General features: G+C 66.9%; 12 protein-coding genes. 8 read left to right on the forward strand and 4 right to left on the reverse strand.

The genetic code is table 11. The annotated features are described in order from the left end of the window. Positions 1-161: 161 nt before the first annotated feature. Positions 162-827, reverse strand: coding sequence for a Maf family protein (locus AC5RWT_RS23065; RefSeq protein ID WP_494082195.1), 666 nt, complete (start codon positions 825-827; stop codon positions 162-164). A 303-nt stretch (positions 828-1130) separates the two neighbouring features. Then, positions 1131-2861: a DUF885 domain-containing protein gene (locus AC5RWT_RS23070; protein WP_494082196.1), complete on the reverse strand. Its 1731-nt coding sequence runs from the start codon at positions 2859-2861 to the stop codon at positions 1131-1133. A gap of 173 nt (positions 2862-3034) precedes the next feature. On the opposite strand from AC5RWT_RS23070, the gene AC5RWT_RS23075 reads away from it, so the two are divergent. Then, the gene (locus AC5RWT_RS23075) at positions 3035-4291 is read left to right on the forward strand and encodes a serpin family protein (protein WP_494082197.1); all 1257 of its coding nucleotides are present in this window, start codon (positions 3035-3037) and stop codon (positions 4289-4291) included. A 29-nt stretch (positions 4292-4320) separates the two neighbouring features. Here AC5RWT_RS23075 and AC5RWT_RS23080 read toward each other — a convergent pair whose 3' ends face one another. Next, positions 4321-4575 (reverse strand): acyl-CoA carboxylase epsilon subunit, encoded by a 255-nt coding sequence (locus AC5RWT_RS23080; RefSeq protein ID WP_494082198.1) that lies wholly within the window; start codon positions 4573-4575, stop codon positions 4321-4323. 17 nt (positions 4576-4592) lie between these two features. After that, entirely contained in the window at positions 4593-6188 is a 1596-nt protein-coding gene (locus AC5RWT_RS23085) for an acyl-CoA carboxylase subunit beta (RefSeq protein ID WP_494082199.1), read from the reverse strand. Between the two features lie 282 nt (positions 6189-6470). Here AC5RWT_RS23085 and AC5RWT_RS23090 point away from each other — a divergent pair, with 282 nt between their 5' ends. The 7 genes from AC5RWT_RS23090 to AC5RWT_RS23120 all read left to right on the forward strand — a co-directional run bounded on the left by AC5RWT_RS23090 (position 6471) and on the right by AC5RWT_RS23120 (position 20730). After that, positions 6471-7358 carry a biotin--[acetyl-CoA-carboxylase] ligase gene (locus AC5RWT_RS23090; protein WP_494082200.1) on the forward strand — a complete coding sequence of 296 codons (888 nt, stop codon included), beginning with the start codon at positions 6471-6473 and terminating at the stop codon, positions 7356-7358. Positions 7359-7433: 75 nt separating this feature from the next. Next, entirely contained in the window at positions 7434-7955 is a 522-nt protein-coding gene (locus AC5RWT_RS23095; RefSeq protein WP_494082201.1) for a PH domain-containing protein, read from the forward strand. A gap of 254 nt (positions 7956-8209) precedes the next feature. Next, a complete protein-coding gene (locus AC5RWT_RS23100; protein ID WP_494082206.1) occupies positions 8210-9292 on the forward strand; it encodes an adenylate/guanylate cyclase domain-containing protein in 1083 nt (360 codons plus the stop codon). Between the two features lie 285 nt (positions 9293-9577). Then, the gene (locus AC5RWT_RS23105; RefSeq protein ID WP_494082202.1) at positions 9578-15739 is read left to right on the forward strand and encodes an Ig-like domain-containing protein; all 6162 of its coding nucleotides are present in this window, start codon (positions 9578-9580) and stop codon (positions 15737-15739) included. Positions 15740-15839: 100 nt separating this feature from the next. Next, positions 15840-16811: an AAA family ATPase gene (locus AC5RWT_RS23110; protein WP_494082203.1), complete on the forward strand. Its 972-nt coding sequence runs from the start codon at positions 15840-15842 to the stop codon at positions 16809-16811. Positions 16812-16849: 38 nt separating this feature from the next. Beyond that, entirely contained in the window at positions 16850-18202 is a 1353-nt protein-coding gene (locus AC5RWT_RS23115) for a DUF58 domain-containing protein (protein ID WP_494082204.1), read from the forward strand. After that, on the forward strand, positions 18199-20730 hold the full coding sequence (locus tag AC5RWT_RS23120) for a transglutaminase TgpA family protein (protein ID WP_494082205.1): 2532 nt from the start codon (positions 18199-18201) through the stop codon (positions 20728-20730). The genes AC5RWT_RS23115 and AC5RWT_RS23120 overlap by 4 nt, the downstream gene beginning before the upstream one ends. The last annotated feature ends 11 nt before the right edge of the window (positions 20731-20741 follow it).

Raw genomic sequence — 20741 nt, forward strand, 5'->3', positions numbered from 1 at the left:
CACGGTTGGCGATCAGTACCTTGGTGATGCGCTGGGTCATTCAAAGCTCCTTCTATCCTTGAGGAGCCTAGCCTGATTTTGCGGGAATCGCTCATGATCCATGCCGTTTCTGCGTGTGAAGCGCCCGTTCTTTGTAGGAGTCCTACAAAACCGTCAGCCCCTCAATTCCAGAGGTCAGTGATCTGGACGTTGGCGCTCGCCAACAGCCGGCGCAGCGTGGAGACGGAAAGACCGACGACGGCGTGCGGGTCGCCGTCGACCCGCTCGATGAAGGCGCCCCCCAGCGAGTCGATGGTGAAGGAACCGGCGACGTGCAGAGGTTCGCCGCTGGCCACGTACGCGTCGATTTCCGCGCCGGAGAGCTGGGCGAAATGCACGGCGGCGGAGGCGACTGCGCCCACGGTGGCGCCCGATCCGGCGTCGTCCGTGCCTTGGCCGGTGGTCTCGTCCGAGTCGAAGGCGGTGGGGCGGTTGTCCACCAGCCAGTGGCCGGTGTGCAGCACACCGTAGCGGCCGCTCATCCGGTGCAGCCGTTCGCGGGCAACCTCAGGCTGGTGCGGTTTGCCGTACGGTTCGCCGTCGAGCTCGAACACCGAATCGCAGCCCAGTACCAAGGCCCCGTCCGCCTCCGGGAGGGCAGCCACGGCCTCGGCCTTGGCCCGTGCCAGCAGGAGGGCGGTGTCGTGCGGATCTGTAACGCCGTAGGTAGCCGTGACTGCATCTTCGTCGACATCCGACACGAGGACCTCATGCGCGATGCCGGCTTCAGCCAGAAGTTTGGTACGGGCGGGGGAGGCGGAGGCCAGAATCAGGCGAAGGTCTGTCACCCGACCAAGCCTAGCCGTTGCCGAAAAGCAAACCTTGCTTAGCCTGTTTCCGCCCCGTGACCTGAGCGTAAAGAATTGCCGCAGTTGCCCCCGCGTCCGGTTGCCTGACCGTACGATTCTCGCGGGAGCTTCTCCCGCCGGAGAGTACGCCCTCGGATGGGCCGAAGTGGCCCGGCACAGATGAGGGCCGGTGCACCGTTGGGGGATGCATCGGCCCTCCTGTTTGCCTGGGCTCGCCCGACCAGTGCGCACGGCTGCTTGCCGGGCGACCAGCTATGCGCCGGCCGAGGCGCTCCAGAGCGGTCAGCTGCCTGGGGTCACAGGCTCCTCGCCCAGCAGCGCGCGCCGCAGGGTGTCCAGTCCCACCGAGCCGATGTTCAGCGCTTGGCTGTGAAAGGCCTTGATGTCGAAGGCATCGCCTTCCCGGCGCCGCCGCTCGTCGCGGATCTCCTCCCAGAGCTTCTGGCCAAGCTTGTAGGACGGGGCCTGTCCCGGCCACCCAAGGTACCGGGTGAACTCAAAGTCCAGTTGGCCCTTGCTGATGGCAATGTTCTTGCGCAGGAACTCGTAGCCCTTCTCCGGGGTCCAGGTTCCGGAGCCCCAGCGTTCAGGAATCTCAAGTTCCAGGTGGACGCCGATGTCGAACACCACGCGGGCAGCGCGCATCCGCTGCGCGTCGAGCATGCCCATCCGGTCGCCCGGGTCGGCCAAGTAGCCCAGCTCGTCCATCAGGCGTTCGGCGTACAGTGCCCAGCCTTCGCCGTGGCCGGACACCCAGCAGATGTTCCGCCGCCAGTTGTTCAGCAGCCCGCGGCGGTAGGTCGCCGTCGCGACCTGGAGGTGGTGGCCGGGAACGCCCTCATGGTAGACGGTGGTGGTTTCCTTCCACGTGGTGAAGCTGTCCTCGCCCTCCGGCACCGACCACCACATCCGGCCCGGCCGGGAGAAGTCGTCGCTGGGGCCCGTGTAGTAGATGCCGCCCTCATGGGTCGGGGCGATCAGGCACTCCAGCCGGCGCATCGGTTCGGGGATGTCGAAGTGGCCGGACAGCTCCTCGACGGCCTTGTCCGAGAGGCGCTGCATCCATGCTTGCAGCTCGTCGGTGCCGTGCAGCTGGCGCTTCGGGTCAGCATCCAGCAGCGCCATGGCTTCCTCGATGCCGGCTCCGGGCTGGATCTGTTCTGCCACGGCTTCCTGCTCAGCGATGATCCGGTCCAGTTCAGCTACACCCCAGGCATAAGTGGCTTCGAGGTCCACCGCCGAACCCAGGAAGCGCCGCGACATGAGGGCATACCGTTCGCGGCCAACCGCGTCCTTTTCCGGCGCCACGGGGAGCAGTTCGGCCTCAAGCACCGCAGCCAGCTGCCCGTAGGCAGTCGCGGCAGTTCCGGCAGCTTCGGCCAGCCGGGCGCGCAGGTCCTGGGACAGCTCGCCCTCTTCTGCCGCCGCATTCCGGGCCAGCGTCTGGAAGAAACCGTCTTCGGCGGCGTAGGCGCCGGCCTGCTCGATCACGATCCGGACCTGCCGCTTGGCGGCGACCAGCCCGCGGTCTTTGGCCTCCCGCAGTGCCGACACGTAGCCGGCGATGGCGTCGGGGACATTGGCCATGCGGCCGGCGATGTTGTTCCAGTCCTCGACGGTCTTGGTAGGCATCAGGTCGAAGATGGCGCGGATGTCCTGGGAAGGGGAAGCGATGTTGTTCAGGTCGGCCAAATCCCAGCCGGTCTCATGGATTTCCAGCTCAAGGCCCAGCCGTTCGTGCATCGCGTCGAAGGTGACGCGGTCCACCTCGTCGGTCGGCTCCAGGTCCTCCAGCCGCCGCAGCGCTTCCCGGGTAACTTCGGCGAAGGCCTCAGCACCGGCAGGCGAGTAGTCCTGGTATTCCGTCTCATGTCCGGGGATACCCAGGGCGGTTGCCAGCGATGGATCCAACTCCAGCAATGCCGATGTGTAGGCGTCCGCGACGGCATCGATGGCGGACGGTGTGCGCCCGGATTCCGGGGTCTTGGTCAGTTCAGATGTCTGCTCAGTCACAGGGAGAGCCTACCGGCAACCCCTCGGCCCCGCGACGCCGGCGGCCGCTGCCGGGGTCCCTGCGTGCCACCTGGGCCGGCCACAGGACTCCTTTGTCATCGGATCGTAGTGGGCAGCCTCTGGCCTGAAAGGTGGCCGGCCCATAGGTTGGGCTCAACAGTGAGGAGAACAAAATGCACAAAAGGACGACGGCGGCACTCGCAATCCTGGGGCTCGCGCCGGCCGTGATGCTCGGCGGGTGTTCGGCGCCGCCGGAACTGCTGGCTGCGGACGGTGTGGCCAGGGCGGACGTGGCTGCGGAGGACTATCCGGCCGAAATCGACGCCCTGCAGCGTTCGGCGTTCAAACTGGGAGCGGCCATGTTGGCGGCTTCCCCGGGGCGGAACCAGGTCACCAGCCCGGTGAGTTTGCTCTATGCCCTGGCCATGCTCCGGGCCGGTGCCGGCAGCACCACGGCCGCGGAGATGGATTCGGTCCTGGGGCTGCCGGGGCAGAATCTTGACCGTGCCATGAACGGGCTGCTGGCAGAGTGGGAAATGTTCGACGGCGATCCTGGCTCGGTCGATGAGGAGAAGCCGCCCGCCCGGCCGCTGCTGCATCTGGCGAACGGTGTGTTCGTGGACGAAGAAACACCCACCGGCGAAGACTATCTGCGCGTTCTGGCCGAGCATTACGGCTCCGGTGTCTTTCCACTGGACTATTCGGATCCAGCGACCCAGCAGGCCGTCGATGCCTGGGTGGCCCTCCACACGGGCGGCCGGATCAAGGAGGCTCCGGGTACTTTCGACCCGGGGAACACCCTGACTCTGCTTAATGCTGTCTATTTCGCCGCTGCCTGGGAACAACCCTTCGATCCCGCGTCGACGGAGGAGGGCGGCTTCACCACGGCTGCGGGGGAGACAGTCCAGGTACCCATGATGGGAGCTTTAAGGCAGGTGGTGTACGCACGCGGCAACGGCTGGCACGGCGTGGACCTGCCCTTCAACGACGGGTTTGTGATGCGACTGATCCTGCCCGACGACGGCACTCCGGTCGTGGACGAGGCCGGCTTGCGGGACGTGGCGGCTGCCATGGACAGCGCCGACGACGCCATGGTCCTGCTGGAGCTGCCCCGCTGGAACCACACCCACCGACAGGACCTGCTGCCGATCCTGCGTCGGCTGGGACTTGCCGAGACCTTCGGACCGGAGCCCGACCTGGAAGCCATCCAGCGGGACGCTTCGGTGACCGGCGCGGCCCAGCAAGCCAACATCGCCGTCGGCGAAGAAGGGACAGTCGCCGCAGCCGTCACCGAGCTGGGTATGTTGGCCGGTTCGATGCCGCCTCCACCCGAGGTGGAGCTTTCGTTCAACCGGCCGTTTTTCTACCAGATCATCCACATGCCCACGGGCCTGCCCCTCTTCCTCGGGACGGTCATGGATCCGCGCTGAGCGCCGGCAGGGGAGGAGCGCCGGAAAGATTAACGGAAGGTGTGCCGCCAGGCACCGGGCCCGTGCGAGACGAACGGCCGCAGCAGCGGTCGGCGGGCACGACGGGGGCGGCTTGAGGGGCCGCCGGCTGGCCCGGAGGCCTGCAGGGCAGCGACGACGGCGGTCAGGGCGGCCAGTTCTTCGGCCGTGGGGTTGCCCTTGGCCACCGTCAGCAGCGGACGTGTCCGCCCGGCGGCATCCTGGTGCTGGAGGTCGGCGGCTTCCGGGGCGTGTGTTGCGTTCATGGTTTCCAACCAACGGCTCATAGCGGAATGTTCCCGTGCTTCTTGTGCGGCATGGTCGCCCGCTTGTCACGGAGCGCGCGCAGGCCGCGGACCACTTGGAGGCGGGTGTCCGAGGGAGCGATCACGGCGTCGACATAGCCGAGTTCGGCAGCTTGGTACGGGTTGAGCAGCTCTTCCTCGTACTGCGAAATGATCTCCTGCCGCCGGGCCTCGACGTCGCCGCCTGCGGCAGCAACGGCAGCCAAATCGCGCCGGTAGAGGATGTTGACCGCGCCCTGGGCGCCCATCACGCCGATTTGGGCCGTGGGCCAGGCGAGGTTCAGGTCGGCGCCCAGCTTCTTGGAGCCCATCACAATGTAGGCTCCGCCGTAGGCCTTGCGGGTGATGACGGTCAGCTTAGGCACGGTGGCTTCCGCATACGCGTACAGCAGTTTGGCGCCGCGGCGGATGATGCCGTTGAACTCCTGGTCCTTGCCGGGCAAAAAGCCGGGGACATCCACCAAGGTCAGGATGGGGATGTTGAAGGCGTCGCAGTGGCGGACAAAGCGGGCGGCCTTTTCCGAGGCGTTAATGTCCAGGGTGCCGGCGAACTGCATGGGCTGGTTGGCGACTATGCCGACGGTGTGCCCTTCGACGCGGCCGTACCCGATGATCACGTTCGGGGCATACAGCGACTGCATTTCCAGGAAGTTGCCGTCGTCGACAACGTGCTCGATCACGGTCCGCATGTCATAGGGCTGGTTGGCCGAATCCGGAATCAGCTCATCCAGGGCCAGGTCGTCAACCGTGATTTCGAGTTCCTCATCGAACTCGAGCGGAGGAGCCTCAGCCAAGTTGTTCGAGGGCAGGAACTCAAGCAGTTCACGGACGAATTCGACCGCATCCGCCTCGTCGGCGGCCAGGTAGGTGGCCGTGCCGGTGGTGGCGTTGTGCTGGCGTGCGCCGCCCAGCGTCTCCATATCCACTTCTTCGCCGGTGACCGTCTTGATGACGTCGGGACCTGTAATGAACATGTGGCTGGTTTTGTCGACCATCACCACGAAGTCCGTCAGCGCGGGGGAGTAGGCCGCGCCGCCGGCGCACGGGCCCATGATCAGCGAAATCTGGGGCACCACGCCGGAGGCGGCAACGTTGTTGCGGAAGATGTCAGCGAACATCGCCAGCGATGCCACACCTTCCTGGATACGGGCACCGCCGCCGTCGTTGATGCCGATGACGGGGCAACCGTTGCGCAGGGCGAATTCCTGCACCTTCACGATTTTTTCGCCGTTGACCTGGGACAATGAACCGCCGTACACGGAGAAGTCCTGGCTGTACAACGCCACCAGGCGCCCGTCCACCGTGCCATAGCCGGAGACAACACCGTCCCCGAGCGGCTTCTTGTTCTCCATCCCGAAAGCCGTCGACCGGTGCGTGGCCAGGGCATCGAACTCGACGAAGGATCCTTCGTCCACCAGCATCTCGATCCGTTCCCGGGCGGTGTTCTTGCCACGGGCATGCTGCTTCTCGATCGCCTCGGCGCCGGACGGCTGCATGGACTGCGCCTGGCGGCGGCGGAAGTCCGCAATCTTGCCTGCAGTGGTCTGCAGATCAAGGTCTTGATCGAGGCTCATGAATTCTCCGGATTCTGCCGCGGGTGTCGGATGGCGGTGGTCTGCAGGCTGTTTAAGTAGGTTTCGTACAAAACAGCAGGGCACAGGCGCACCGCTGAACCAAGTCTAGTGAGCAACACCGGAGCGCCACCTGTAGGAACCCTACAATTTCGCTGCACGCGCTTTTGCCAGGACATTCTGCCGCGGGCCCCGGGTCCAGCCGCCGGCCAAAGCCCGCAGGGCCCGGGGGAACGCCCGGGACCGTCGGCCCCTGAGCGGCTGGTGGTCAGTAGGATGGAACACATGAGCCAGAGTTTTTCCGACGTTGACCGGCCGGCCTTGGACTTCGATGGCCTCAGCGACGCCCTCTGTGCGCCCCTGGGGCCTTATCGGAAGCTCGAACTGGTCGAATCCACAGGTTCCACCAATACCGACCTGGCCAACAAGGCGGTCGCCGACAAGGTGGGCTGGTCCGACCTGAGCGTCCTGGTCGCCGAGGAGCAAACGGCGGGCCGCGGACGGCTGGGTCGGCAATGGGCCGCACCGGCGCGCTCCTCGGTCATCGTGAGCACCCTGCTGCGCCCCTTCAACAACGCCGGAAGCCCGGTGCCGACCCAAAGCTACGCCTGGTTCTCGCTGCTGGCGGCGGCAGCGCTGGCCGAAGCACTCGGCGAGTACGCGCAGCTCAAGGCCGAGGTCAAATGGCCTAACGACGTCCTGGTCTCGGGACGGAAAATCGCCGGCATCCTCGCCCACGTCGTCAACTACCCGGACGGCTCGCCCCCCGCCGTCGTTCTCGGTACCGGGCTCAACGTGACCCTGTCCCGGGACGAGCTTCCTGTCCCCACGGCCACCAGCGTGGCGCTTGAAAAGGGCCGGACGGCGGACCGGAACATTCTGCTGATGTCCTACCTGCGGGTCTTTGCGCACCGTTACCGCCAGTTCTGCAATGTCAACGGCAACCCCGCTGCCGAATGGAGTGACGGATCAAGCCTGCTCACGCGGATGAACGACGTCATGGTCACGCTGGGACAGCAAGTGCGCGCCGAACTGCCGGACGGGAAAGAGATCATCGGCGAGGCCTTCGGCCTGGACGCCTACGGCGCCGTGAAGATCCGCGACGCGGAAGGTACCGAGCATGTTGTAACTGCCGGCGACGTCGTGCACCTCCGGCCGCACGAAGGCCCCTGAGTTGGCCGGGACGCCCTGCCGGACCCGGGTGCCGCGTTGCGGCTAAAGCTGGATCCGGGGGAGCGCGTGATTGTCATGACGCGGCCGCAAGCCCGGAAACTCACCTGGCCGGTGCTGGCGGCGCTGCTGGTGCTGGGCGCGGGTTCCTACGTCTTGGCAAACCTCAGCCGCTCCAACCCGCCGGACTGGGTCATTGAGTGGCGCCCGTTGCTGCTGGCGGCGTTGGCCGTGATGGTTGCGGCGCTGCTGTTGCGCCTGTTCGTCGTGCCGCTGCTGCGGTGGCTGGGTACGCGCTATCTGTTGACCAGCAGGCGGCTCATCATCCGCCGCGGCGTGGGACGGAGGCAGGAACGCCAGCTGTTGCTGGTGGGCATTGCCGAACTGCGCAGCGAGCAGTCCATCATCCAGCGGACGCTGCGCAGCGGCAACCTCACCGTTGACCTGGGCCACGGGCGGACCAGTCTGCTCGTGGACGTACCCGAGGTCCACCGATTCAGGTCGCTGGTGATGGAGGCGATTGAAGAGCTGCCACGCACCGCCATGTTTGATGGTGTAGACATGGAAGCTGAAAACGAGTGGAACAGCTGGGACAGCTGACAGGGAGGACGCACAGGATGGACATCAGCAGCGGGCAGGATGAACCGCGCCGGCCCCCGGTCCCGCGCGATCCCGAGTTGCCCCAGCTGCTGCGCCGCGAAGTACCCCCGCCGGCGGCAGACGAACCGGACGAGGAGCTGGACGAATCCCGACCGGAGGACCCGGAACCCGTTCTGGAAGCCGAGCCGGTAGCGGAAGAGGTGCGGACCATCGGCGGGCACCCGGCCGGTGAACCCGAACCGTTGACCTTGTCCATGCCCCGCGTACCGTTGCCGGCCCGCTCAGTGCCGGCTGCACAGTCGGACGGGAAGGTGGACCGGCAAGCCATCAAGGACCTGGAAATCAGGTTGCTGGGCTCCGAGCGCACCATGAAGCGCCGGGAAGTTGCCGCCGGCGCGGGAGTCTCGCTGCTGTCCGCGCGCAAGATCTGGAGGGCTTTGGGCTTCGCCAATCTGGGGGATGAGGATTTGGCATTCACCCAGGCCGATCTGGACGCGCTGACCACCATTATCGATTTGGTCCGCGAGGAGCGCCTGACCGAGGAAGCGGCGATCTCCATCACCCGGTCCGTCGGACAGATGACGGACCGCATGGTGGTCTGGCAGGTGGAGGCCCTGGTGGAGGAGATGGTGCACCAGCGGGGGCTCACCGATGCCCAGGCCCGCCAGCGGCTGGTGCATGAGTTGCCAAACCTGATCGATTCCCTGGAAAAGGTCCTGCTCTACTCGTACCGCCGCCAGCTGAACGCCGGCGTCGCCCGTCTCACGGTCCGCGCCGAGGCCGGCCTGAGCGCCGCCGCAGGCGGAGACGGCGAAGACTCGCTGCCCTTGCTGCGGGCGGTGGGATTCGCGGACCTGGTCTCCTACACCAGCCTGTCCCGCCAGATGAATGAGAAGACCCTCGCGCAACTGGTCCAGCGCTTTGAGAACCGTTGTGCCGAAATCATCTCGGTGGGCGGCGGGCGGCTGGTTAAGACTATCGGCGACGAAGTCCTCTACATCGCGTCCTCCCCGCAGGCGGGGGCTGAGATCTCGCTGGCGTTGGCCAAGGCCATTGGCGACGACGATCTGCTGCCCTCGGCGCGGGTGGCCATGGTGTGGGGCAGGGTCCTGTCCCGGCTCGGCGATATCTATGGCCCCACGGTGAATCTCGCCGCCCGCTTGACCACGCTCGCAGAGCCCGGGACGGTGCTGGTCGATGCAACCACTGCGTCGACGCTGGCCGGGGACGAGCGGTTCGTGCTGATCCCGCAGAAAGTTCGCACGGTCCGTGGATTCGGCGAGGTTAACCCGGTCACCGTTGCACACGGCACCGGCAAGGGTCTGGTCGTCGACTAGACCGGTCAGCCGGGGACTCCTCCGGTCCGCCCGGCTGTCCTACGCCGTGCAGCGACGCCGTGTCCGGTGCCGCACCGGGGGCGGCGGTTGGCCAAAGAGCGCGGCGCGCTGGAGAGATCCGGGGGTGGGGCGTCCTCCCCATGCGCTCCGGTTTACGAGCCGTGGTTATACGTGTAATAGTCAGTAGAGGCCCTTGGCGCACCAAGGGCCGTCTTTGGGTGCCTGCCGGGCGGGATTCCGCCGACGGCCGGCTGACAGGGATCGGCGCGGGACTACAAGGGAATCATGGCACTGCGGGGAAGAGTGTTCGGGCGGACACGGCGGCGCAAGACGCTGGCGTCGACGACTACCTTTTCTGTGGCGACGGCGCTGGTGGTCGGCGGTGCCATCTATTACCAGGGTTTTCCCACTGCTGATGTGGACTTAAACGACGGCGGGGTGTGGGTCACCAACAACAGCCAGGGCATGGTGGGCCACCTCAACTACCAGTCCCAGGTGCTGGACGGCGGCTTCCGGGCCAACAGCGATGGTTTCAATGTCATGCAGAACGCCGGCACGGTGTTCATGGAGAACCAAGACCAGTCGATGCTCAGTCCCGTCGACGTGGCGCAGATGGAGCGAGGCTCGGAACAGCAACTGCCCGGGTCCGCCGAGGTGGCTTTCGGGGACACGCTGCTGTCCATCACCGACACGGTCAAGGGCCAGGTCTGGGTCAGCCCCGCGAACGAGCTCGGATCGTTCAATGAGGAAACGGCCGAGCCCCTGCTCACCGATGCCAAGGGCAGCGTGGCCACGGTATCGAAGCAGGACACCATCTTCGTGGCCAATCCGGAGGCCGGCGAGGTAGCCCGCTTCGAAGTCAACGACGAGGGCGTGACCGAACGCACCGGCGGCCACCGGGTGGAATCACTGGGAGAAGCCGGGGATCTCCAGATAGCCGCCGTGGGGGAAGAAGCAGTGGTCTTCGACGCGGACTCGGGCCTGCTGGTTCTTCCGGGCGGCCGCGGGGTCACGTTGCCGGAAGCCCGCGGCGGTACCCTGCAGCTCAGCGGAGACAAGAGCCCGTTCGTGGCACTGGCGACCGAAACGGCGCTCATTAAGCAGCCGCTGAACGGTTCCGACGCCGACGTCGTCCCGATGGCAGGCTCCGGAACACCAGCTGCACCGGTGCAGCTGGCGGGCTGCCTGCACGCAGCGTGGGCGGGCATCAACCACTATCTGCGCGACTGCAGCAACGACGCCGACGATCTCGCACAGCCCATCCGAGGTCTCGGTTCGAACGCCTCGCTGGTCTTCCGGGTGAACCGGGACGTTGTGGTCCTTAACGATGTGAACGCCGGAAACGTCTGGCTGGTGCTCGAAAACATGCAGCTGGTGGACAACTGGAGCGATCTGATCCCGCCGGAGCAGGAGAACGAAGAGGACGAAGAGGATTCGGCGGACGAAAACCCGGTCAATACGCTGCCCGACCGCACCGAAGAAAACCAGCCGCCCGTGGCCCAGGACGATACCTTCGGCGTCCGTGCCGGCCGCACCACCACGCTGACCATTTTGGACAATGACTCCGATCCCGACGGCGACGTGCTCACCGCCCGGCTCAGCGGCGACGGCCCGGGAATCGGCAAGGTGCAAGGCATCTATGACAGCACCGGGCTGCAGATTGTGGTTCAGGGGGATGCGGGCCCCGGACGGCACACGTTCACCTATGAAGTGAACGACGGCCGTGGCGGGACGGACACGGCACGGGTGGCCATCGACGTGCGCGCCGAGGGCAGCAACCTGCCGCCGGAACCGAAGCGTAAAACCACCATTCTGGTGGAGCAGGGCCGGGAGATCAGCCAGAACATTCTCAGTGACTGGATCGATCCGGACGGGGACGACATGTTCCTGGTCGAAGCAGACAACACTACGGACGGCGATTTGGTCCGGACCCGTCCGGACGGGCTGCTGACCTTCCAGGACGTCGGAAAGACGTTCGGCAAGAAGGACGTGGCGGTCCGGGTCTCGGATGGTTCCGAGACCACTGAAGCGGTGGTGGTATTCGACGTCCGTCCGCCCGGCGCGCTGCCGCCGCTGGCCAACGCCGACCACTTTTCCGCAACCGTGGGCCACGAAATCCAAGTAGCGCCCCTGAAGAACGACCAGGATCCCAACGGCGGGGAACTCCGGCTGGCCAAGACCGGCTCCGCAGCCAACGCCTCGATCGTGCCCGATTACGACGCCGGCACGGTCAAGTTCACAGCCGATGCCGCCGAGACCTACTACTTCACCTACCTGGTGACCAACGGGCCGTCCAGCACTACCGGCCTGATCCGCATAGATGCCACCGAGGACGACGGCGGCGGCGCGCCGGTGGCGGTGCGGGACGTTGCGCTGTTGCCGCAGAACGGGCAAGTGCTGGTGGATGTGCTGGCCAACGACACCGACCCGGCCGGAAACGTTTTGGTCGTCACCTCGGTTGAGGCGGACGGTTCGCCCGTCGCCGTCGAGGTGCTGGACCACAACATCCTGCGCCTCACCGACGTGAAGGGGCTGCACCAGCAGACCACCATCGGCTACACCGTGTCCAACGGCTTCGCTTCTGCGGCGGGCGAGGTCAGTGTGATCTCCGTGGCCGGTGACGACAAGCCACTGCCGCCGCAGGCCGAGGCTGATACTGCCACCGTGCGGGTCGGCGACGTCGTGACCGCGGATGTGCTGGCGAACGACACCGATCCCAACGGGGACACCCTGAAGCTGGTCCAGGAGCTCGCCGAGGCGCCGGATCCTGCCGACGGCCGGATCTTCACGGCCGGCAACTCCGTGCGGTTCATCGCCGGGCAGCAGGCCAAAACGGTTTACGCGGTCTACGAGGTGACCGACTCCACGGGCCAAAAGGATTCTGCCCAGCTGCGGATCAACATCCTCCCGCGCGACGACGAAGCGAACTCCCAGCCCGCCCCCAAAAACCAGGAAGCCCGGGTCATCGCCGGCTCTACGGTCCGGATTCCCATCCCGCTCAACGGCATTGATCCCGACGGCGACTCGGTGTACCTGACGGGCATCGACAAGGCCCCGCAACAGGGCGCAGCGGTTGCCGGCCCCCATTACATTGACTACACGGCGTCGGCACAGGGTGCCGGGACGGACAGCTTTACCTACCAGGTCAAGGACCGTCTGGGCGCGGTGAATACTGCCACGGTGCTGGTGGGCATTGCCCCCGAGCAGGTGAGCAACCAGAACCCCGTGGCGATTGACGACGGGATCAAGATCCGGCCGGGCCGGACGGTGGCAGTCGACGTGCTCAAGAACGATTCGGATCCGGACGGTGACACGCTCGTGCTGGACGCCGACAAAGTGGTCGGCTCGCCCGAATCGATTGCCGCCAGGGCAGAAGACGGCCGTGTCTATCTGACAACTCCGGCCACGGAAGGCACGGTTAACGCCCGGTATACCGTGGGCGACGACCGCGGCGGCTCCGCCGTCGGGACCGTGACGGTCCAGGTGAGGGAGGATGCTCCGCTGCAGGCGCCGCTGGCCCGTGACGATCGAGTGGAATCGGCCGACATTAAGGGGCGCACCGCCGTCGACGTTCCGGTGCTGGAAAATGACGAGGATCCAGACGGCGTGGCCAAGGATCTGGACGTCCTGGTCGATGGTGACTATCCGACCGCCCGGGCAGTTGCCGACGGGCAGGTCAACGTGGAGCTGACCGAGACGGTCCAGCTGATCCCTTACACCGTGCGGGACGAGGACGGGCTGCAGGCCACCGCCGTCATTTGGGTTCCGCCGCTGGGCGAGCAGTATCCGGTGCTGCGGGACAACACCCCGAAGGACGTGACCGCGGGCGACGAACTGCAGTTGGATCTGAAGGAGTTGGTGGAAGTCCGGCCGGGCCGCACCCCGCGGCTCACCGTGGCGGAGAACATCCGCGCCATCGGCACCAGCAACGACGAGTGGATGGCGGGCGAGAGCACGCTCAGCTACAAGGCAGACATCGACTACGCCGGCCGCGGCTCCATTACGTTCGAGGTGACCGATGGTTCGGGCCCGGACGATCCGGACGGGCTCAAGTCCACCCTCACCATCATGACCAAGGTCATCCCGGCAGCTGACCGGAATCTCCCGCCGGAACTGACGACCGGAACGCTGGAAGTGGCAAAGGGCGAAGACGCCGTCAGCTACGACCTGCGTCCGCTGGCCAGCGACCCGAACCCGGAGGACCTGGAGAAGCTGGAGTTTGCGGTTGAAGGCGGGACGCCGGAAGGATTCGCCGTCAGTCTGGAGGGCAGCGTGCTGCGTGTGGCGGCGGATGCCGGGATCGAAACCGGTGCCACCGGCGTCATCAATGTCTCCGTCACCGATGGCCGCTCCGATAAGGTGACCAGCCGCGTCACGGTGCAAGCGACTGCCTCCACGCGCCCGCTGCCGGTGGCCAACGACGACGAAGTGCCGGACGCCGTACAGGGCGAAGCGGTTCCCGTGGATGTGCTGGCCAACGACGTCAACCCCTTCCCGGAAACTCCGCTGACCATCGTGAATGCCGTTGCCGGCAACGGGGGCACGGCGGCGATCGATGGCGAGCGGATTGTCGTGACGCCTGCTGCGGACTTCTCGGGAACCATGTCGGTGGAATACACGGTGGAGGACAAAACCCGCGAGGGCAGCCGGCAGGCCACCGCGAGCATCTCGCTGGTGGTCAAGGGGCGGCCGGAAACGCCCAGCACCCCGCTGGTGGACTCGGTCCGCAACCAAAGCGTAGTGCTGTCCTGGACGGCGCCGAGCGACAACGGCGACCCAATCACCGGCTACACCGTGAACGCGGCCGGTGGGGGCTTCAGTCAGCAGTGCGCGACCACTACCTGCACGCTGACCGGGCTGAAGAACGACGTCGAATACACCTTTACGGTGATGGCGGAGAACAGCGTGGGCACCTCCGACCCGTCGGCAGAGTCCGCGGTGGCGCGGCCCGATGTGCGGCCGGCAACGCCGTCTGCACCCCAGCTGAAGTTCGGCGACAAGTCCCTGGACGTCAGCTGGAGGGCGCCGGTCAACGAAGGTTCGGCCATCGAGAGCTACACCCTGGAGATCTCGCCGGCCCCGCCGAGCGGCCAGCTGCAGAAGCACGGCCTGACCGGCACCAGCTACACGTGGGAGGGGCTGGAAAACGGCCAGGCGTACGAGGTTCGGGTGCAGGCGCACAACCGGGCGCCGGAACCGAGCGATTTCAGCGCCTACTCCGCCGCAGAGGTGCCGGCCGGTCCGCCGGCTGCTCCCACCGCTCCGGCCACCGAACGGGTGAAGTCCGTGGGTGACCAGAGCCAGCTGAAGGTGAGCTGGGCAGCGCCGTCCAACAATGGCGGCGAAATCCTCGATTACACCGTGCGCGAACACCAGGGCGGGCAGCTGACCCGGACCTTCCCCGCGGTGAACGCGACCTCGCAGACCGTGACGGCGCCGAACTCGGAGACCGCGTACACCTACTCGGTCACGGCACGGAACAAAGCCGGGTCGGGCGAAACCAGTGCCCAGTCCAATGCACGGCGGGCGGTCGGCGCGCCGGACGCCCCGACCGGCGTCTCGCTGAGCGAAGCCCAGACCGGCGGGGCCGGCCGCGCAGTCACGGTGTCCTTCAACGAGCTCACCTCCGCCCAGCGCAACGGCGCCCAGGCCGGCGAAGTCAGCTACCGGGCCTATTTCAACGACGGCCGGACCATGGCCATCACGAATGGCCAGCAGGTGGCGGGCTTCACCAACGGCAAGGCAGTCAACGTGCGCATCGCGTCCGTGGCCAACAGCGACGGCGCGAGCTACTCCAGTGCGCCGAGCACGGCGTCCAACAACGTGACTCCCTACGGAGCACCAGGGAAGCCGAGTGTCTCTGGGCAAGACGGAGCCAGGGAACAGCAAAGCGTGACGTTCAGCTGGAGCGCACCGGCGGCCAACAGTTATGACGTGGCCCAGATCCGGATCCGGGTCAACGGAGGCGACTGGCAGGACGTGGCCAACTCGGGCAGTAAGACCGTTAACACGGGCGCCTACAACAAGCGCGTGACGTTCGACGCACAGTCGATCAACTCCCGCGGCACCGCCGGTGCTATCGCCTCGACCGCGGCGAGCTCCGGCGACGCCCCGCCGCCACCGCCGCCGCCGAAAACGGAATGGACAGTGACCGTTGGTGGCGGCAACACCGATCTTGATCCCGGCCACCGAACATGCATGGAGAATGCCGACGGTAAGAGCTACAACTACCAGAACGGCTCCTGCGCCGGCGATCACTGGGCGATCTGGGGCAGCGATCTCGTTGTCCAGTGCTACGTACAGTTCAACAACGGAAAGTGGTACAAGCAGATCGGCGGCGGCCAACCGCACAACAACAATATGGTCGTCAAGGGCCTGCACATTCGTGAAGCGGGAAGCAACGGGCATCTTGCCGACTCGCCCCCCGCAGGAATGCGCAGATGCTAGACAGCCAGCGGCAGCTTCGGCAGGAGCCCCTGGCCGCACGCTCCGTAAAGTAACAAAAGGTTTTGACACCAATGCAACACGAAGAGAGACCGGGAACAGCATGACGATGACTTCCGAGCAGGCCGAGTGGTTCGCCGAGACGTTCGAGAAGCTGGCCGGCAACGTCGGCCAGGCGGTGCTGGGCAAGAACCAGGTGGTGCGGTTGGTGCTCACGGCCATGCTGGCCGAGGGACACGTACTGCTGGAGGATGCTCCGGGAACCGGCAAAACGATGCTGGCCCGGTCGCTGGCCGCTACCGTGCAGGGCTCGAACTCGCGCATCCAGTTCACGCCGGACCTGCTGCCGTCGGACGTCACGGGCATCACGATCTACGACCAGAAGACGCAGAAGTTCGAATTCCACAAGGGCCCGATCTTCGCCACCGTGGTGCTGGCGGACGAGATCAACCGCGCCTCGCCGAAGACGCAGTCGGCGCTGCTGGAAGTGATGGAAGAAGGCCGGGTGACGGTCGACGGCGTGACCTATGAGGCCGGGCGCCCCTTCATGGTGATCGCCACGCAGAACCCGATCGAGCAGGCCGGCACGTACCGCCTCCCGGAAGCCCAGCTGGACCGCTTCCTGATCAAAACCTCGATCGGCTACCCGGACCGCGCGTCCACGGTGGAACTGCTGGCCGGAGCCGGCACCCGCGACCGGTCGGCGGCCCTGACGCCGATCATCACCCCGCAGGCCGTGCGGGACATGGCGGATCTCGCGGCCACCACCCATGTGGACACAGCCGTGCTGGAATACGTGGCGGACCTGTGCGAGGAAACCCGCAATGCGGCCGAGTCGCGGCTTGGCGTGAGCGTCCGAGGCGCCCTGGCCATGGTCCGCGCCGCCAAGGTTTGGGCCGCGTCCCAGGGCCGCAACTTCGTGCTGCCGGACGACATCAAGGAACTGGCTCCCGTGGTGTGGAACCACCGGTTCGTGATGGATCCTGAGGCGGAGTTTGCCGGCGCTACTCCGGAGGCCGTGATGTCGCGCGTGCTGGCCGATGTGCCCGCCCCGCAGCAGCGTGTGACGGTCTAGGCCGTGCCGAAGGACCTTTTCGGGGCGGAAGCGCCTGCATGACGGAGACGACGACGCAGCGGGACCCCGGCCTGACGAGCAGGCTCACCGGCCTGGGCGAAACGATCCGGCGGGTGGCGCCGGAGAAGGGCGGCAGGTTGCATCCGGCCTCGCTGGCCGCCGCAGCAGATCCGCTGGCTGAGCAGTACATTCGGCCGGGCTGGCGGCGGGTCAGGGGCGTTGCCCGGCGCTATGTGGGTCCGGTGCTGGAAACCGTGAGCCCGTTGGGCTGGGTGGTGGCCGGCGGCGCGCTCTTGCTACTGGTGCTCGGCGCCGCCTTCGGCTGGCAGGAGGCCAAGATCGCGGCCCTGATGGGACTGTTCCTGCTGTTGCTGGCGGTGGGTTTTGTGCTCGGCCGCTCTTCCTACGGGGTGGAATTGGACCTGGCCCGCACCCGGGTCGCGGTCGGCGACCAGGCCGTGGGCAGCGTGGCCGTGACGAACACGGCCGACAAGCCGCTGCTGCCGGCGGCGCTGGAGCTGCCGGTGGGAGCGGCCACCGCCGTCTTCCACTTGCCGCGCATGAAGTCCGGCCAGGTGCATGAGGACCTTTTCACCATCCCCACGCAGCGGCGCGCCGTCATCGTGGTGGGACCGGTCCGTTCGGTGCGCCAGGATCCGCTGGGCCTGCTGCGGCGCCAGATGAGGTGGACGGAACCGACTGACCTGTTTGTCCATCCGCGCACCACCAACCTGGGGAGCTCCGCCGCCGGCTTTATCCGCGACCTTGAGGGTTTGCCCACCAAAGAACTGGCCAGCGCCGATGTGTCCTTCCACGCGCTGCGCGATTATGTCCCCGGCGACGACCGTCGCTACATCCATTGGAAGACGACGGCGCGCACCAACTCCCTGATGGTGCGCCAGTTTGAGGAAACGCGCCGTGCGCACCTTGCCGTTGCGGTCTCCACGAACACCGAGGAGTACAGTTCCGAGGAAGATTTCGAGCTGGCTGTCTCGGTGGGCGCATCGATCGGGTTGCAGGCCATCCGCGAGCAGCGCAACCTCAGCGTGCTGACCCAGGGCGGGCCGTTGCGCAGCGAAACAGGCCGCATCCTGCTCGATGAGATGACCCGGGTCGAAGGCACCCCGCAGCGCTCCACGGCGGTGGAACTGGCCCGCGGTACCGCCGAGGCAGTACCGAATGCCTCCGTCATGTTCCTCGTCGTCGGCGATCACGTGTCAGCCGCACAGTTACGGCAGGCATCGTCGGCGGTGCCGGTTGGCATCCGGGCCTTCGCCATCCGCTGCGGCGAGGGCCTCGAGGTGGCCCGGGCGAGCATCGGCGACCTGTCCGTGCTGTCCCTGTCCAGTCTGGACGACCTGGCCCTTGTGCTGCGGAAGGCCGCGGCATGAACGCCAGCACCACTGCTCCGCGTCCGGAGCAGCAGCCAGCCAGTGGCGGCCGCCGTGCCAGAGAAGCCAAAAACGACGCCGGCCAGACCGCTCCACCGAAGCAGCGCCGGCCGGTTGCCGGGGGACTGTCGGCGTGGCTGCCGCGGCCCGGACGGCAGGTGGCAGTCGACGCTGCTGTCCTGGCGGTGCTGCTCGGACTGGGGCTCGCCGGACTCCACCATGTCTTCGGCGGCAACGGCCGCTACCTGACGGCGGGTTACGGCGGCATCGCCGTCGGACTCCTGCTCTCCCTGGCCAGCGCGCGCTACCGGATGGGCCTGCTGCCCACGGCCACCGCCGGGCTGGGCGCGTACCTGCTGCTGGGCAGCGCCTTCGCGGCGCCCACCGAAGCCATCGGCGGCGTGCTGCCGTCGCTGGAATCCCTGCGCACGGTGTTGACCGGCTTTATTTTCGCGTGGAAGGACATCCTCACCATCGCCCCGCCGGTAGGGATCTCCGGCGGCATGCTGGTGGTGCCGTTTTTGGGTGGCTTGGTCGCCGCCCTGCTGGCCGGCACCCTGGCATGGCGTGCGCGCGGGCCGTACTGGCCGCTGCTGCCGGTCCTGGCGTTCTTCCTGCTGGGCATCGCCTTCAGCACCGACGTCGCGGCGCTGCCGGTGCAACGGGGCGTGCTGCTGGTGGCGGTTTCGGCGGCTTGGCTCGCGTGGCACCGTCACCTTGCCCGCGGCGATGCTGCAGCCGGCGTAGCGGCCACTCCCGGGCTGGCCGATCCTGCCGCTCACCGGGCCGGGCTGCGCCGCAGGCTGGGCTTCGGCGCGGGCATGCTGGCGGCTGCGGTAGCCCTGACGGCGCTTGCCGGCCCGCCACTCACGGCCGCGGGAGACCGCAAGGTGCTGCGCGACGTCGTCGTGCCCCCGGTCAATCTGTATGACTATCCCAGTCCGCTCATGGATTTCCGGAGCTATGTCAAGGACCGGGCCGACGAGACGCTGTTCACGGTGGCGGGACTGCCCGCGGGCCAGCGCGTGCGCCTGGCGGCGCTGGACACTTTCGACGGCACGGTCTACAACGTCAATCCCGACAGCGGCGGCAATTTCAAGCCGGTGGGCGACACAGGTTCGCTCAGCCCGGCGTCCGGCGGCGGCGCCCGGCTGGATGTCCGGGTCGGCGACTACAGCGGCGTCTGGCTCCCCGCCGGCGGCCACATTGGCGGCATGGCATTCGACGGCGAACGGGCGGCGGAGCTGGGAAGCTCGCTGTTCTACAACGAAGACGCCAGGACGGCGCTGACCACGCGGTACCTTCGTGCCGGAGACAGCTACTCGGTGGAAACCACGTTCCCCGGCCGGCCGGAGGACGCCCAGCTGGCACAGTATGACTTCGCCCCCGTACGCCTTCCGAAACCGGCCCGGGTCCCGGACATCATCGCCACGAAGGCCAACGAATTCGTGGGCGAAGCAACAGTGCCGATTGAACAGGTGCGCCAGCTGGAGCGGAACCTGCACGAGAACGGATTCTTCAGCAACGGAAAAGAAGACGAGGCCCGCAGTTTGTCCGGCCACCACGCAGGACGCATGACCCAGCTGCTTGACGCCGACCAGATGATCGGCGACGACGAGCAATACGCCGTCGCCATGGCGCTGATGGCCCGCCACCTGGGCATCCCGGCACGGGTGGTGATGGGGTTCTACCCCGATCCGCAGGACGGCCCTTCCGGCTCGGGACCCGTGGAGATCAAGGGCGAGGACGTGCACGCCTGGGTGGAAGTGGCGTTCGAACATGCCGGCTGGGTTGCCTTTGATCCGACGCCGGATGAGGACAACGAGCCTACTCCGCCGCAGCAGGAACCCAAATCGACGCCGAAACCGCAGGTCCTGCAGCCGCCGCCCCCGCCGCAGGAGCCGGCCGAGCTCCCGCCGGACACTGCGCCGGAGCCGCAGGATGCCGAGCAGCAGGAGAAATCGTTCTGGGAGCTGTGGGGCTGGCTCTTCGCCGCGGTGGGCATGGCAGCCATCCCGCTGGCCGTCTTGCTGTTGCCGCTGCTGCTGATCGCCTGGCTGAAGCTGCGCCGCCGCAAGCGCCGTGCCGGCGAGGGCCTGCCCAGCCACCGCGTGGGCGGCGGCTGGCGCGAAGTGATGTCGATGGCCACCGACATGGGTGCGCGCGCCCAGGCCAATGCCACCAGGAGGGAACATGCAGCCGCGCTCGCGGAGCAATTCCCGACGACGGCGGCCGACACTACGCTGTTGGCCCGCCGCGCGGACGCGGCGATTTTCGGGGCAGCCGAGCCGACAGAGGTCCAGGTGCAGCAGTACTGGGAGCAGGTGGACGACTCCCTGGCAAAGATGAAGGACTCGCTGGGTTTCTGGCAGCGTCAGCGGGTTAAGTACACCCCGCGGTCGCTGGTGGCCGACGCCAAGCGGCGGCTGGCGCAGCCGCGGACACCGGCCGCCACTAGAATCCGTACAGTAGACTCACAGGCCGGACGGCCGGAAAAGGGCGGGAGCAGCACGTGGCAGCAAGACTGAATCTGGTCAGC

The organism is Arthrobacter sp. Dra40, assembly GCF_059091905.1.

Coding starts and splice junctions, on each gene's coding strand:
- AC5RWT_RS23075 (WP_494082197.1), top strand. CDS start 3,035: ATGCACAAAAGGACGACGGCGGCACTCGCAATCCTGGGGCTCGCGCCG.
- AC5RWT_RS23120 (WP_494082205.1), top strand. CDS start 18,199: ATGAACGCCAGCACCACTGCTCCGCGTCCGGAGCAGCAGCCAGCCAGT.
- AC5RWT_RS23110 (WP_494082203.1), top strand. CDS start 15,840: ATGACGATGACTTCCGAGCAGGCCGAGTGGTTCGCCGAGACGTTCGAG.
- AC5RWT_RS23115 (WP_494082204.1), top strand. CDS start 16,850: ATGACGGAGACGACGACGCAGCGGGACCCCGGCCTGACGAGCAGGCTC.
- AC5RWT_RS23095 (WP_494082201.1), top strand. CDS start 7,434: ATGACGCGGCCGCAAGCCCGGAAACTCACCTGGCCGGTGCTGGCGGCG.
- AC5RWT_RS23085 (WP_494082199.1), bottom strand. CDS start 6,188: ATGAGCCTCGATCAAGACCTTGATCTGCAGACCACTGCAGGCAAGATT.
- AC5RWT_RS23080 (WP_494082198.1), bottom strand. CDS start 4,575: ATGAACGCAACACACGCCCCGGAAGCCGCCGACCTCCAGCACCAGGAT.
- AC5RWT_RS23100 (WP_494082206.1), top strand. CDS start 8,210: ATGCCCCGCGTACCGTTGCCGGCCCGCTCAGTGCCGGCTGCACAGTCG.
- AC5RWT_RS23090 (WP_494082200.1), top strand. CDS start 6,471: ATGAGCCAGAGTTTTTCCGACGTTGACCGGCCGGCCTTGGACTTCGAT.
- AC5RWT_RS23105 (WP_494082202.1), top strand. CDS start 9,578: ATGGCACTGCGGGGAAGAGTGTTCGGGCGGACACGGCGGCGCAAGACG.